Here is a 14,825-nt window from a genome sequence, read left to right on the forward strand (position 1 = left end):
TTCGCCGTGGCTGCGGTGCGAATGGCGTTCAGCTTTTCTTGATGGAAATAGAACGAACGGTCGTGCTATTTTCTCGGCATGGACACTGCTACCCCCGTTGCCGGCAAGCGCGCCGCCACCCGTGAACTGATCCTTGAGCACGCCTATGAGCTGGCTCGCAGGGAAGGTCTGGAAGGCCTCTCCATCGGCGCGCTCGCGCAGGACGTGGGCATGTCAAAGAGCGGCGTCTTCGCCCACTTTGGTTCGCGCGAAGACCTGCAGCTGGCCGTGCTGGAAACCGGACAGCTGTATTTCCTCAAGCGCGTGAAATGGCCGGCGCTGAAGTTGCCTCGCGGTTTGGCGCGCGTGCGCGCCATCGTGGCGAACTGGGTGGATTGGGCCTTCGAATATCAGAGTGGCTGCGTGCTGCTCACCGCGGCCAGCGAGTACGACGGTCGCGAGGGCGTGCTGCGGGATACGGTGACGCGTCAACAGGCCGGCTGGCGCCAGGAAATGTGCCGCGCCATCGGCCACGCGGTGGAAAACGGCGAACTGCGGAACGACACCGATCCTTCCCAGCTGGCCTTCGAGATCTACGCCTTGATGTTGGGGCTGCATCACGACGCGGGTCTGTTCGGATTCGACGAGGCGCGCCGGCATACGCTGGCCGGCTTCGATCGCCTGATTGCCAGCTACAGCCCGGCGAGGACTGCGCCATGACCACGACGACCACCGGCAAACGCCACCACGGCCCGGGAAAATTCACGCTGGGTGCGGTTCGCACAGGCTTCGCGCTGGGCGGCCGACTGGCACCGGCGCGAACGGTCGAACGTGCCCGGCGCCTGTTCGTGACACCGTTCGCCAGCAGCCGCGCCCGGGCGGAGCGTGCGCAGCCGGATGCGGAGATGCGCGAGCAGGTGATCGAGGTGAATGGTCGGCGCATCGCCACGTATGTATGGGGCGACCCCGCCACCCAGCCCTACGCCTTGCTGGTGCATGGCTGGTCCAGCTTCGGCCTGCGCTATCTGCCGTGGGTGGAACCCTTGCGGGCGCTCGGCTACGCCCTGGTCGCGTTCGACCAACCGGGGCACGGCAAGAGCGATGGGCGCTACTGCACCATGCCGGACTTCGTGGACACCGTGCGCAGCGTGGGGCGGCACCACGGCCATGCCGCGCTGGTGATCGCGCATTCCCTCGGTGGCGCCGCCGCCGCGCTCGCGCAGGGAGAGACGTGGCATGCGGACAAACTGATCCTTATCGCGCCGGCGGCCGATCCGGTGGCCGCCACGCAGCGATTCAGCCAGTTCGTGCATCTGGGCGAGCATCTGCGCGGCCGGCTGCACGCCAGCCTGGAAGCGATGACAGGCATCAACATCCACGACCTGCAGGTGCATCGCCATCTGCCCACGCTGGGGCAACCGGGCCTGATCGTGCATGACATGGATGACCATGACGTGCCCTGGTCCGAAGGCGAACGGTACGCACGCCATTGGTGCGGGGCCCGCTTGCTTACCACGCAGGGTCTCGGTCATCACCGGGTATTGGATGCGCCGGAAGTGATGGAGGCGTCGCTGGCGTTCCTGCGTGGGGACGTGGTGGGTGAGCGGGTGGTGTCATCGCCGAATCTGCCGTTCGGGGACGGCTGAGGGTTGGGATCGCGCACTGGGTGCGCTCCTACAAAAAGCGTTGCCCTGCAGGAGCGCACCCAGTGCGCGACCGCAGACTCCACGATACCCATGCGCACGGTCTTGGCGCGCACATGCCGAAAACCGTTGCAGATCAGGCTCCCTCCGCGCCGCAACATGTTCCAAACGTAACCATCCCCTAAAATAGGGGATTGCCGTTACGTCGTTTTCGGAGTCCCCATGAGTTCCCCCGCCCAGCACGTTCCCGCCAGCGCCGCCCAGGCGGAAACCCGTCCGTTGCGTTTCGTCACCGCCGCCAGCCTGTTCGATGGCCACGACGCGGCCATCAACATCATGCGCCGCATCATCCAGTCGCAGGGCGCGGAAGTGATCCATCTGGGCCATAACCGTTCGGTGGAAGACGTCGTGCGCGCGGCGCTGCAGGAAGACGCCGACGCCATCGCGTTGTCGTCGTACCAGGGTGGTCACGTCGAGTACTTCAAGTACATGGTGGACATGCTCAAGGAGCACAACGCCTCGCATATCCGCGTGTTCGGCGGCGGCGGCGGCACCATCACGCCGGAAGAGATCCGCGAGCTGCAGGCCTACGGCGTGGAGCGCATCTACCATCCGAACGACGGCATGAAGCTCGGCCTCACCGAGATGATCGAAGACGTCATGAAGCGTACCCGCGCGGCGGCGGTGAAGCGTGCCAATGATGCCCCGTCGGGCGTGGTCAATCCGCTGGTGAACATCGACGACGAAATCGCCGTAGGCCACGTGCTGTCTTCGCTGGAAGAAGGCGAGCTGCAGGAAGCCGAGCTGGAACACCTGCGCAAGCAGTGGAAGATGGCCGGCAAGCAGACGCCGGTGCTCGGCGTCACCGGTACCGGTGGCGCGGGCAAGTCGTCGGTGGTGGACGAGCTGCTGCTGCGCTTCCTGCACGCGTTCCCGGAGATGCGCATCGCCGTGCTCGCCGTCGACCCGACGCGTCGCCGCAGTGGCGGCGCCTTGCTGGGCGACCGCATCCGCATGAACTCGCTGCGCAGCCATCGCGTCTACATGCGCTCGATGGCCACGCGTCGCCAGCACGCCGCCACCAGCGCGGTGCTGCGCGACTGCATCGATTTCCTCAAGGCGCAGCCGTACGACCTGGTGATCGTCGAAACCGCCGGCATCGGCCAGAGCGATTCGGAGATCGTCGACCTGGTGGATTTCCCCACCTACGTGATGACCAGCGACTACGGCGCGGCCAGCCAACTCGAGAAGATCGACATGCTCGACTTCGCCGAACTGATCGTGCTCAACAAGTTCGACAAGCGTGGCGCGGAAGACGCGCTACGCGACGTACGCAAGCAGTGGAAGCGCAACCGCACCGCGTTCACGCTCACCGACGAGCAGGTGCCGGTGTATCCCACCATCGCCAGCCAGTTCAACGATCCGGGCGTGACCTGGATGTTCACCAACCTCTGCCGCCTGCTGCGCGACAAGCTCGGCCTGCCGGCGGAAAAGTGGTCGCCCAGCCTCGACACCACGCTGAAGGAGCCGCGCGCCACCGTGCTGATCCCGGGGGCACGCGTGCGCTACCTGGCGGAGATCGCCGAGCAGGGCCGTGGCATCAACAAGGAAATCGAGCGCGAAGCCGAGTTCGCCAGCAAGGCGCAGCACTACTACGAGTCGCTGAAGGAACTGGGCGATACGCACCTGCCGCGCGAGCTGGCGCGTTACGAGTCCGAAGCGCTGCACGAGGAGGGTGCGGATCGCACGCTGCTCACCTTGCGCCAGCGTTACAACGCGGCGATCAAGGAACTCAGTCACGAGGCGATCCACCTGCTGCATGACTGGCCCAAGCGCTACAAGTCGGTGACCGACGAGGTCAATGAATACAAGGTGCGCGACAAGGTCATCCGCGTGGAGAACTACCGCGAGTCGCTCAGCCACCAGAAGATCCCGAAGGTGGCGCCGCCCAAGACCAAGGACTGGGGCGACCAGCTGCGCTTCCTGATGCGCGAGAACCTGCCCGGCTATTACCCGTACACCGGCGGCGTGTATCCGTATCGGCGCACCGGCGAGGATCCGACCCGCATGTTCGCGGGCGAGGGCACGCCCGAACGCACCAACCGCCGTTTCCATTACCTCAGCCAGGGTGGCGCGGCGACGCGCCTGTCCACTGCGTTCGACTCGGTGACGCTGTACGGCGAAGACCCGGCGCCGCGCCCGGACATCTACGGCAAGATCGGCAACTCCGGCGTCAATATCGCCACGCTGGACGACATGAAGAAGCTGTACTCCGGCTTCGACCTCAGCGCGCCGACCAGCTCGGTGTCGATGACCATCAATGGCCCGGCGCCGATCATCCTCGCGATGTTCATGAACACCGCGATCGACCAGAACGTCGAGAAGTACCTGAAGGAAGATCCGGCGCGCTGGGCGGCTGCGGAGAAGAAGATCGCGTCGCTGTTCCCGAACGGCCGTCCGCAGTATTCGGGCGAGCTGCCCAAGGGCAATGAAGGCCTCGGTCTCGGCCTGCTCGGCATCACCGGCGACCAGCTGGTCGATGCACAGACCTACGCACGCATCAAGGAAGACACTCTGCAGAACGTGCGCGGCACGGTGCAGGCGGACATCCTCAAGGAAGACCAGGCGCAGAACACCTGCATCTTCTCCACCGAATTCGCGCTGCGCATGATGGGCGACATCCAGCAGTACTTCGTCGACCACAAGGTGCGCAACTTCTATTCGGTATCGATTTCCGGCTATCACATCGCCGAGGCCGGCGCGAACCCGATCAGCCAGCTCGCCTTCACGCTGTCGAACGGCTTCACCATCGTGGAGTACTACCTCGCGCGCGGCATGAAGATCGACGACTTCGCGCCGAACCTGTCGTTCTTCTTCTCCAACGGCATGGATCCGGAATACACCGTGATCGGCCGCGTGGCCCGTCGCATCTGGGCACGCGCAATGCGCGAGCGCTACGGCGCCAGCGCGCGCAGCCAGATGATGAAGTACCACATCCAGACCTCCGGCCGTTCGCTGCACGCGCAGGAAATCCAGTTCAACGACATCCGCACCACGCTGCAGGCGCTGTACGCGCTGTTCGACAACTGCAACAGCCTGCACACCAACGCGTACGACGAGGCGATCACCACGCCGACCGAAGAGAGCGTGCGTCGCGCAGTGGCGATCCAGATGATCATCAACAAGGAACTGGGCCTCAACTTCAACGAGAATCCCTGGCAGGGCAGCCACATCGTGGATGCGCTCACCGACATCGTCGAGGAGGCCGTGTACAAGGAGTTCGAGGCGATCAGCGAGCGCGGCGGCGTGCTCGGCGCGATGGACACCATGTACCAGCGCGGCAAGATCCAGGAAGAGTCGATGTACTACGAGCAGAAGAAGCACGACGGCAGCCTGCCTCTGATCGGCGTGAACACCTTCCTGCCGAAGGACCACGGTGGCGAGATCGCCACCGAGATCGAGTTGATCCGCTCCACCGAATCGGAGAAGGGCCAGCAGATCGACAACGTGCTCGCCTTCGGCAAGGCCCGTAATGGCCTGGCGCCGGAGAGCCTGAAGGCCTTGCAGAACACGGCGCGCGAGCGTCGCAATGTGTTCGAGCAGCTGATGGAAGCGGTGAAGTACAACTCGCTCGGCCAGATCAGTCACGCGCTCTATGACGTGGGCGGCGAATATCGCCGCAACATGTAAGAGGAGGAGGGCGTGGCTGGTGATCTGTTCGGATGGTCAGGCGACGAAGGTTGGGAGCCCGACTGCACCTACTTCTTCGCATTGATGCCGCACGGGAACACGCAGCAGCAGATCGGCGCAAGGCGAGAGTCGGCGACTCGCGCCTTGCGCGTAGGCAGGTCCACACCGGTTGAGGATCACCGGCTACATCTTTCGCTGTGCACGCCGAAAGCCCTGAAGCGACTCCGTGCACCTTTCGAGGAGTCGTTGCTGCGCGCCGGTGCTGAGGTGAAGGCCTCGGCTTTCGGCCTGCGCCTGGATGGATTCGATACCTTCAACGGTGGATCCGGCCAGTCGTGCCTCGTGCTTCGGGGCGATGCGGCGAGCAGCGCGCGCGTGCAGGCCCTCAAGGACGGCCTGGGCAAGGCGCTGTTCAATCACGGGTTCGGCTGGGACGGCGGCCGGCTGGCGCCTCACGTGACGCTCTTCTACGCCGATCGTGTCGAGGCGCCGTACAGCCCGGCTGAGGCGGTCGAGTGGCATGTGGACGAATTCGTGCTCATCCGCAGCCATGTAGGCAAGCACCTGCACGCGATCATTGGACGCTGGTCTCTGCATTAGCGCATGGACTGGGGCGGCGCGATGCCCCAGAGAAATCACGCGCCATGGTGTCGAAAAGCTCGAGCCGCTCGGGCTGATATGCATCCCGACCTTCGTACATTCGCCGCTTCCGGCGGAAGTGATGGCACGGTTCGATCGCAGAATCGTGCCGTTCGCTTGAGTCAAGTTGTCCGCCGACCGCCCGCTTGTGAGTGTGGGGCGCGACGAGGTTTCGTGGTCCCTCGTCGAGTGCACTGCTGGCGCGTTCGCGCCATGCGAGATTGTCGCCTGATTCAGAGGTTTCCATTCATTGCCTGCATCATTTGGACGTCTATACGCCCGATTTCCTGTTTTTGACTCTGCCCATGCATGGCCTTGATTGACAGCTTGATGAAAGCTTCAAGAGCGGCGTGTCCTGCAGGCGAGATCGCTTTCCGCGCGAACGAACATTACGCGAAGCTAAAGAAAATATGCCCATCGAAAGCCGCTCGACAGTTTCGACGCGAGTATTTTCGAAATAGGTGAATAAGCGGCAAATTCGGCTGAAATTTCGGGCTTTTCGCCTTGCCTTGCGAGTTTGCGTCATAACAATGTCTCACCAGATGCCTTCCCCATAGAGATGCTGGTGAGAATCCCGATCCTGATGTACCACAACATCGCGCGCGTTCCGCAGGACGTTCGCGTGTATCGAAGCCTCTACGTATCGCCCTCGTCCTTCGCACGCCAGATGGCCATGCTGAAGATGTTCGGTTATCGCGGCGTGTCGATGGCCGATGCCATGCCTTACCTTCGAGGCGAGAAAAACGGCCGCGTTGCCGTGATCACGCTCGATGATGGTTATGCGGACAATCTCGAATCCGCGATGCCCGTGCTGCAACGCCATGGATTCACCGCGACCTGCTATGTCGTGAGCAGCCTCGTCGGCCAGTACAACGTGTGGGATGCCGACCGCCTTGGCGTGCGCAAGCCCATGATGTCGGTGGATCAATTGCGTGCCTGGCACGGCGGCGGCATGGAAGTGGGAGCGCATACCCGCACCCACGTTCGACTCAGCCAATGCAGCGAGCAGCAGCAGCGCGACGAAGTGCACGGCAGCAAGGCCGAACTGGAAGACCGGCTCGGCATTCGCGTCGGCCAGTTCTGCTATCCCTACGGCGACCATGATGATCGTGCCGTGGACGCGGTGCGCACTGCCGGTTTCGACGCGGCGACGACGACCCATCGCGGTCGCGCCGACGCGAAGCCTTCCATCGACTTCATGCGGCTCCCGCGCATCCAGGTGGCGAGACATCACGTGCTTCCCCAGGTCGCGGCGAAGGTGATGAGCGGCTACGAGGACAAGCGCGCATGAAGCTTCTCTTCGTTGGCACCAATCCGGAAAACACCGGCGCGGCAACGCATTTCGTCACGCTCGCCAAGGCCATGGCCGAGGCGGGCCACGAGGTGGAAGCCATCGTCTCGCGCAAGGGGCTTATTGGCGAAGGGCTGGCGGCGGCGGGCGTGCCCACGTTTGTCAGTTCGTTCCGCAATGTCCACGACCTGCGTGGCTATTCCATGGTGATGCGTCGCATCGCGGCGTTCTCGCCAGACTGGCTGATCGGCAACTTCGGCAAGGAATATTGGCCGTTGATCGCCAGCGGACGACTGACGCATACGCCGGTCGCATTGTTCCGTCACCGCAATCCACGCATGAGCAAGCTCTCTGAATGGGGCGTGCCGCGCTTTGCCAACCGCTTCATCGCGGTCTCGGAATTTGCACGCAATGCCTATCTGCGTTGGGGCGTGCCGGCGGATCGGGTGTGGATTTCCTACAACCCGGTGGACGTCAACGAATTCCAGCCCGATGCGCAGCGGTGCTCGCAGGTGCGGCGGGAATTCGGCATCGCCGATGACGACATCGTGATGGGTTTCGTCGGCCGCATGCACGGCGGCAAGGGGGTTGCCCAGTTGATGCAGGCGGCCAATGAGGCGATGCGCATCAATCCGCGGCTGCATGCGCTCTGGGTCGGCAACGGACCGGAAGAATCGGTGCTGCATCGCATGGCCGACCAGGGTGGCTTTCCCACGCGCCACCACTTCACGGGGTGGGTGGCGGATACCGCCCGCTACCACCGCGCCTTTTCGTTCCTGGCGTTTCCGTCCGTGGAGCTGGAGACGTTCGGTCGTGTCTCCATCGAAGCACAGGCCTGCGGCGTGCCGGTGCTTGGCAGTCATATTGGCGGCGTGCCGGAAACCATGCGCGATGGCGTGACGGGTTTCCTGATCAAGCCTGGCGACATTCCGGCCTGGCGCGACCGCATCCTCGCGCTGTGCGACAAGTCGCTTTGCGCGGAGATGGGCGCGGCTGCGCGCACCCACGTGGTGGATCACTTCAGCAACGCGGCGGTTGCGCGTGACTTCGAGCAGCTGCTTCGTTATGGCGACGAAGCGCTGCACCACTATCAGCACGCTCCGACGTAAGAAACGCGTAGTCGTTCCCATCGCCGGCCGCGCCGCCGCGGCTCCTGCGAGTGGCGTGCGGCCTGGCCGATGATCGTCAAGGATGACGTACGTCGCGGTTCCAATCCGGCGACGGCTATCTGCGTGCCGTCGCCGCCTGTGCCGTCGATGCGGCGCACGCGGGCGGCCATGCTTCCGCACCTTGCGGCTGCCATACGAAGAATTCGCCCGACTTCGGTTCGCCCGTGTCGCGCGCGAACATCAGCGAATTGCCGCTGGGTGAGAACAGCGCGCCGATCTCGCTGCCATTGACGTTCACTTCCGGACCGAGCTTCACGCGTGGCGACCAACCGTCCGGCGTCATGTGCGATTCGTACAAGCCGCCATCGGCCATCACGATGAGCCGCTTGCCGTCGGGCGAAGGCAGGGGTTCGTACTCGTTGCCGGCCGTGTTGATGGCAGGGCCGGCATTTTCCACAGTCCAATGGCCGGGTGAGGTTTCACGCGCGCGCCAGATATCGTTCTTGCCGAATCCACCGGGCCGGTTAGACCCGAAGTACAGCCATCCATCCGGCGCCAGGCGCGGGAACCACTCGGCCTCATCGGAATTCACCGGAGCCGGCAGGCGCACCGCGGGCTTCCAGCCACCATCTTCGCCGCGATCGGCACGCCAGATATCCAGATCCTTGCTCTTCTGGCTGCCGGTAACGCGGGTGGAGATGAAATAGACGCTCTTGCCGTCGGGCGTGAACCACGGATCGGCTTCCACGCCGTCCGCGGCGAATGGCGCGGGCACCGGTTTGGTCCAGCCCTTGCCATCGCAGTGGGAGGTGAGGATGCGCCACCCCGAGAACGACTTGGAACTGCGCACGAAATAGAGATCGCCGGAGTGCGGATCGAAGGCAGCGTGGGACTCGAACAGCTCGCTCGAAATGCCAGAGGGTGCCCAGGGTTTCACCACGTTCGACGACCCTGCGATGACGCCATAGAGAGGTGCCATGGCACCAAGCAGAACGAGGAGGGCGTGCTTCATGCCGATCATTCCGGAACGAGGTGGCCGGATGCTAGCAGGACGTTCCGGCGTCGAGCCAACATCCGACGTGAGGTGTCCCGCCACTCAGAGCCCGAGCTCGCTCAACCCTGGGTGATCATCGGGCCGACGGCCCAGCGGCCAGTGGTATTTGCGCTCCGATTCGGCGATGGGCAGGTCGTTGATGCTGGCGTGTCGGTTCACCATCAAGCCCTGATCGTTGAACTCCCAGTTCTCGTTGCCGTAGCTGCGGTACCACTGGCCGGAATCGTCGTGGCATTCATACGCAAAGCGCACCGCGATGCGGTTGCCGTCGAAGGCCCACAGTTCCTTGATCAGGCGATAGTCGAGTTCGCGATTCCACTTGCGTCGAAGAAAAGCCTTCACCGCGTCGCGCCCGTCGAGAAACTCGGAGCGATTGCGCCAGTGCGTGTCGACGGTATAGACCAGCGACACGCGTTCGGGATCGCGGCTGTTCCACGCATCCTCGGCCATGCGCACTTTCTGGATGGCGGTTTCCCGGGTGAACGGCGGAACAGGCTGTCTGATCTCCATGGCGCACCTCGTAGTGGGGAAGAGTCGAAGGCCTCGCGACAAAGGCTGCCCGCTGCCATGGCGGCATGCGTCCGGATGGCCATTATCCGCCGCACGCGGCAGGGCCGCCATGGCCGTCGCGCGAAGGGGCGAGGCGCCTTCATCCGGCCCAGTGCGAGCAACGGATGACGCTGCAGAAGTTGCCGCGGCGGAACGAAGGATCCTTGTCGGCGAGCACGTCGGCCTTCACGTTGCCGAAGGTGCTCTCGGGCCTGTGCCGAATGCCCTCGTAGAACGCCTGGATGATGTCCTCCTTGAAGCGCGGTGTACGCGGGTGTGCGCGCACGATCGCCTCGCGCTCAACATCGCCGTACTGCTCATAAGCTATGCCGAGGACGTCCATTTCCACCCCGGCGGTCAGCAGCGCCACCACGGGATCCATGTACTGCGGAATGCCCGGCGTCGTGTGCAGCGCGATCGCCGTCCACACGGTGTACACGTCCGACGGCGCAATGCCGTGGCTGCGCAGGAAGTCCGCCGCCACGTTGGCGCCGTCCACCTCGAAACGATCGTTCGCGCTGCTGTGGGCAGGCATCAGGCCCATGTCGTGGAACATGGCGCCCGCGTAAAGCAGCTCGGGATCGAAGGACAGTTCGCGTCGACGGCCGGCGAGCGCGGCGAAGTAGTAGACGCGGCTCGAATGGTGGAACAGCAGATCGGTCTCGGTATCGCGCACCAGCGTCGTGATCTCGCGGGCCAGTGTGCTGTCGGGTATGCGTACCCCGTCTATCGCCAGGTTCATGGGGAAACTCCTGCATGGTGGAAGTGCAACCCATGCTAGGCTCGCTGCTGGGTGGCTTCAATTTGAGTAATGCGTAAAATACGGACATTTGGCGCACCCCTCGGACGTGGAGGCAACGACATGGCAACCGTGCATACCATCGCCATCTTCGCCGTGCCCGGCGTGCAATTGCTGGACGTGGCCGGCCCGCTGGACGTGTTTGCCGAGGCCAACGCACAGCTGGGCAAGGAGCATTACCGGCCGTTGGTGGCGGGCATGTCCGCCGCGCCCATCCGCAGCTCGTCCGGCGCGCGGCTCCTCCCCGACATCACCATCCGGGAAGAGACCGATGCCGCGATCCATACCTTGCTGGTGGCCGGCGCACCGCATGCGCCCGACCTCGATCCATCGTCCGCCTTGCGACGATGGCTGACGGAGCGGGCGAGGCGCGCGCGTCGTTACGGATCGATCTGCAGCGGCGCATTTCTGCTCGCGGGTTGCGGACTTCTGGACGGCCGTCGCATCACCACCCATTGGTCGGTGGCATCGAGGTTGGCGGAGGCCTTCCCCATGGTCGAGGTGGATGCCGATGCGATCTACGTCGCCGACGGCAAGGTGCGCACCGCTGCCGGCGTCACCGCAGGCCTGGATCTGGCTTTGTCGCTGGTTACCGAAGACCTGGGCCGCGAGGTGGCGCTGCGCGTCGCCAGCCAGCTGGTGATGTACTTCAAGCGGCCGGGCGGGCAGATGCAGTTCAGCCGGCGCGGGGAGGCCATGCCGGCGGGGCGCTCCGCCTTGCAGGAACTGCAGCGTTGGGTAGCCACGCATCTCACCGAGGACCACAGCGTGCCACGGCTCGCCGAGCGCATGCAGCTGAGCCCGCGCCACTTCGCGCGACTGTTCCGCACCGAGGTGGGTAGCACGCCCGCGGCCTGGGTCGAAGCGATCCGCGTGTCGGCGGCGCGTGACCGGCTGGACAGCGGCCAATGCGCACCCAAGCAGGTGGCCGCCGACTGCGGCTTCAGCAACGTCGACCACCTGCGTCGCGCCTTCATGCAGCACGTGGGCGTCACGCCGGCCGAGTACCGCAAGCGGCACGCCGCATTCGCGACCGACGCATAGCCGTGTAGCGTTGGGGTCGGCCGCGGTGGCTTCGGCTCGCGTCGGTCGCGTGCCGTTGCTTCGACGACCATCGGCAGCCGGTGTGTCGCCGCGGGCGGCTTTCGCGTATGTTGGCGAAGGGGAGATCGCATGGTCGTGGCGCAAGGGCGCACGCTCGGGCTGTCTGCCCGCAGCATCCACACCCATTGCCACGGAGATGTTCTTCCATGCGTTTGTTGCCCCTGTTCGCCGCCATCACGCTGTCCCTCGGGTCCACCATCGCCTTGGCCGATGACGCACCGGCCGCGCCGGCCAAGGTGGTCGTGCGCGCTGCCCATCTGGTGGATACGCAATCCGGCACCGTACGGGACAACCCGCTGGTGGTGATCGACGGCGACAAGATCACCGAGGTGCGCTACGACGGGCAGGTGCCGGCAGGCGCCAACGTCATCGACCTGGGCAGTGCCACGCTGCTGCCGGGCCTGATCGACTGCCACGTGCACCTCACCGGGGACCCGAACGAGGTGAAGGGCGACTACTACGAGGCCATCCTCAAGCGCAGCGCGATCGATTCCGCGATCCTCGCTCCCATCTATGCCAAGCGCACGCTGGACGCCGGTTTCACCACCGTGCGCAACCTCGGCGCCGACGACTATGTCGACGTCGCCCTGCGCAATGCGATCAATCGTGGCGATATTCCGGGCCCGCGCATGCTGGTCTCCGGTCCGCCGCTGGGCGCCACGGGTGGCCACGCGGATGGCACCACCGGCTTCTCGCCCTGGATCGAGTTCCACGGCATCGACGGCGTGGCCGATGGCGTCGATGCCATCCGCCATCGCATCCGCGAGAACGTGAAGAACGGTGCCGACGTCATCAAGTTCATGGCCAGCGCCGGCGTGCTGAGCGCGGAAGGCTCGGTGGGCGCGCCGCAGTATTCACAGGAAGAGATGAACGCACTGGTCGACGAAGCGCATCGCTGGGGCAGGAAGGTCGCCGCCCACGCGCACGGCGCCGAGGCGATCAAGATGGCCATTCGCGCCGGCGTCGACTCCGTCGAGCACAGCAGCATGATCGACGACGAAGGCCTCAAGCTCGCCAAGCAGAAGGGCACCTACCTCGACTTCGACGTCTACAACGACGATTACATCCTCAGCGAATACGCCAAGAAGGGTTTTCCGGCGAGCACCGTCGAAAAGGAAAAAATGGTGGGCCGCCTTCAGCGCGAAAACTTCCAGCGCGCGGTGAAGGCCGGCGAGAAGATGGCATTCGGTACCGACGCCGGCGTCTATCCGCACGGTTGGAACGGCAAGCAGTTCGCCGTCATGACCAAGTGGGGCATGACCCCGATGCAGTCGATCCAGGCCGCCACGGTCAATGCTGCCGACCTGCTCGACATGAAGGGCAAGGTGGGGGCCGTCGCACCGGGCTATTTCGCCGATCTCATCGCCGTCCATGGCGACCCCATCAAGGACGTTTCGCAGCTCGAGCACGTCGGCTTCGTGATGAAGGGCGGAGCGGTGGACAAGAACGAGATCAAGCGCTGATCACGGCGATCTTCGGCGTGTCTGCCACGTGAAGGCGAACGGAAAAGATCCGGGAGGGCGTGAAGATCGGCGTGACGGACAAGTCCGCCATCTTCACGCCGGAGCCCCGCGGTCATGGATAACGTGGGGGAACACAGGCATGAGGCATGCCGCCCTCCGGTGACATGCCGGCACCTGCGATCGCAGGAGATGTCACCATGAGCAAAGCATTCAAGGTTGGCGATCACGTCGGCTGGAATTCCGAGGCGGGGCATGTGACGGGCACCATCATTGCCGTCCACACGAGCGATTTCGACTACAAAGGGCATACGCATCGCGCGTCGAAGGAAGATCCGCAGTACGAGATCAAAAGCGACAAGACCGATCACGTGGCGGCCCACAAGCGAGCCGCGTTGCGACACCTGCGCGGCTGATCCGCGCCATGGCCGCGTTCTTCACCATCGGGCATTCCAGCCGCAGCGTGGAGGAGTTTGTGGCGCTGCTTTGCGATGCGCATATCCAGTTGCTGGTGGACGTGCGCGCGTTTCCGGGGTCGTACACCCATCCGCAGTTCAACGAGGATGTACTACCCGGCAGCCTGGCGCCGCTCGGCATCCACTATGAGCACGCGGCCGCATTGGGTGGCCGCCGCGGCAGGGCGAAGCAGATCCCGGCTGGCGTCAATGGATTCTGGTCGAACCAGAGCTTCCACAACTACGCGGACTACGCGCTCTCCGGCGAGTTTCGTACAGGCCTGGATCACCTGATCGAGCAGGGCCATGCGCATTGTTGCGCCATCATGTGTTCGGAGGCGGTGTGGTGGCGCTGCCATCGGCGCATCATCACGGACTACCTCATCGCACGAGGCGAGACCGTGCTGCACATCCTGGGGCGTGGCCAGGTGAGCGAAGGGCGGTTTACCGACGGCGCCGTGCTACAACCCGACGGAACGATCCATTATCCGGCCGTCGCGGCCGCATCGTCCTGACGACGGTGGCGACAGCGCATGAAGAACCCACCACGGCGCACGACGTCCGTGGAGCGCGGCGGCCGGCAGCGTCCCACGATGTGGCCTATGGGCTCTCTTCCGGGGGCGGTTGTAGCGTCACCGCGAGCTTTTCGAGCTCCTCGATTTCCTGGTTGAGCGCGTCGTGCAGCTCGCTTTGGCGCGTCATCAGGTTATCGATCTCACCAGAGCGCTTGAGCTTCTTCAGCTCGCCATCGAAGAGCAGCCACTGCGCCGTGAGGGTTTCCACGTTGTTCTTTGCGTAGTGACGCATCTCCTTGAGTTGCGCCACGACGTCGTTGACGTGTTCGAATGGAGTTTTCGTATCCGCTGACATGGCGGTATCCCAAGCCTCATCCGAGGGGCAGGATAGCCGTGCAAAGCTGGCTGCTTCCGAAACGGCCGCGTTTTCCACGGCAAAAGGCTGAACCGTGCCCATGGATGGGGATTGCCTGCGATCGCCGTCAGCAGGCCGGCGTGCTGCTCATGAACGTTGTCGATCGTGGCCCCGAGGAGGGGC

Annotated in this window: 14 protein-coding genes; 10 read left to right on the forward strand and 4 right to left on the reverse strand. The window is 64.3% G+C overall.

Annotation, left to right across the window (positions count from 1 at the left end):
- Positions 1-78: 78 nt before the first annotated feature.
- The 6 genes from CA260_RS06460 (at position 79) to CA260_RS06485 (ending at position 8,351) form a co-directional block, all read left to right on the forward strand.
- Complete coding sequence (locus CA260_RS06460) at positions 79-699, forward strand: TetR/AcrR family transcriptional regulator (protein WP_111981535.1); 621 nt, start codon at positions 79-81, stop codon at positions 697-699.
- Positions 696-1,625 (forward strand): alpha/beta hydrolase, encoded by a 930-nt coding sequence (locus tag CA260_RS06465; RefSeq protein WP_111981536.1) that lies wholly within the window; start codon positions 696-698, stop codon positions 1,623-1,625. The genes CA260_RS06460 and CA260_RS06465 overlap by 4 nt, the downstream gene beginning before the upstream one ends.
- A gap of 219 nt (positions 1,626-1,844) precedes the next feature.
- A complete protein-coding gene (locus tag CA260_RS06470) occupies positions 1,845-5,312 on the forward strand; it encodes a methylmalonyl-CoA mutase family protein (protein ID WP_111981537.1) in 3,468 nt (1,155 codons plus the stop codon).
- A 12-nt stretch (positions 5,313-5,324) separates the two neighbouring features.
- Positions 5,325-5,912, forward strand: coding sequence for a 2'-5' RNA ligase family protein (locus CA260_RS06475; protein ID WP_111981538.1), 588 nt, complete (start codon positions 5,325-5,327; stop codon positions 5,910-5,912).
- A 598-nt stretch (positions 5,913-6,510) separates the two neighbouring features.
- Complete coding sequence (locus CA260_RS06480; RefSeq protein WP_238149626.1) at positions 6,511-7,242, forward strand: polysaccharide deacetylase family protein; 732 nt, start codon at positions 6,511-6,513, stop codon at positions 7,240-7,242.
- Positions 7,239-8,351: a glycosyltransferase family 4 protein gene (locus CA260_RS06485; protein ID WP_111981540.1), complete on the forward strand. Its 1,113-nt coding sequence runs from the start codon at positions 7,239-7,241 to the stop codon at positions 8,349-8,351. Before CA260_RS06480 ends, CA260_RS06485 begins: the two co-directional genes overlap by 4 nt.
- 115 nt (positions 8,352-8,466) lie before the next feature.
- Here CA260_RS06485 and CA260_RS06490 read toward each other — a convergent pair whose 3' ends face one another.
- The 3 genes from CA260_RS06490 to CA260_RS06500 form a co-directional block, all read right to left on the reverse strand.
- Entirely contained in the window at positions 8,467-9,363 is an 897-nt protein-coding gene (locus CA260_RS06490; protein ID WP_111983035.1) for a TolB family protein, read from the reverse strand.
- A gap of 84 nt (positions 9,364-9,447) precedes the next feature.
- Positions 9,448-9,915, reverse strand: a complete 468-nt coding sequence (locus tag CA260_RS06495; protein ID WP_111981541.1) for a DUF1348 family protein — start codon at positions 9,913-9,915, stop codon at positions 9,448-9,450.
- Between the two features lie 139 nt (positions 9,916-10,054).
- Positions 10,055-10,696, reverse strand: coding sequence for an HD domain-containing protein (locus CA260_RS06500; RefSeq protein WP_111981542.1), 642 nt, complete (start codon positions 10,694-10,696; stop codon positions 10,055-10,057).
- A gap of 120 nt (positions 10,697-10,816) precedes the next feature.
- Between CA260_RS06500 and CA260_RS06505 the strand changes: the two genes are divergently transcribed.
- From CA260_RS06505 to CA260_RS06520, 4 genes are all read left to right on the forward strand, one after another.
- Complete coding sequence (locus CA260_RS06505) at positions 10,817-11,797, forward strand: GlxA family transcriptional regulator (protein WP_111981543.1); 981 nt, start codon at positions 10,817-10,819, stop codon at positions 11,795-11,797.
- Positions 11,798-12,003: 206 nt separating this feature from the next.
- Positions 12,004-13,320, forward strand: a complete 1,317-nt coding sequence (locus CA260_RS06510; protein WP_111981544.1) for a metal-dependent hydrolase family protein — start codon at positions 12,004-12,006, stop codon at positions 13,318-13,320.
- A 197-nt stretch (positions 13,321-13,517) separates the two neighbouring features.
- The gene (locus tag CA260_RS06515) at positions 13,518-13,733 is read left to right on the forward strand and encodes a DUF2945 domain-containing protein (RefSeq protein ID WP_111981545.1); all 216 of its coding nucleotides are present in this window, start codon (positions 13,518-13,520) and stop codon (positions 13,731-13,733) included.
- Positions 13,734-13,741: 8 nt separating this feature from the next.
- Entirely contained in the window at positions 13,742-14,287 is a 546-nt protein-coding gene (locus tag CA260_RS06520; protein WP_111981546.1) for a DUF488 family protein, read from the forward strand.
- Positions 14,288-14,372: 85 nt separating this feature from the next.
- Here CA260_RS06520 and CA260_RS06525 read toward each other — a convergent pair whose 3' ends face one another.
- Positions 14,373-14,744, reverse strand: coding sequence for a hypothetical protein (locus CA260_RS06525; RefSeq protein ID WP_238149627.1), 372 nt, complete (start codon positions 14,742-14,744; stop codon positions 14,373-14,375).
- Between the last annotated feature and the right edge of the window lie 81 nt (positions 14,745-14,825).

This window comes from Dyella jiangningensis (assembly GCF_003264855.1).
Classification (GTDB): domain Bacteria; phylum Pseudomonadota; class Gammaproteobacteria; order Xanthomonadales; family Rhodanobacteraceae; genus Dyella; species Dyella jiangningensis_C.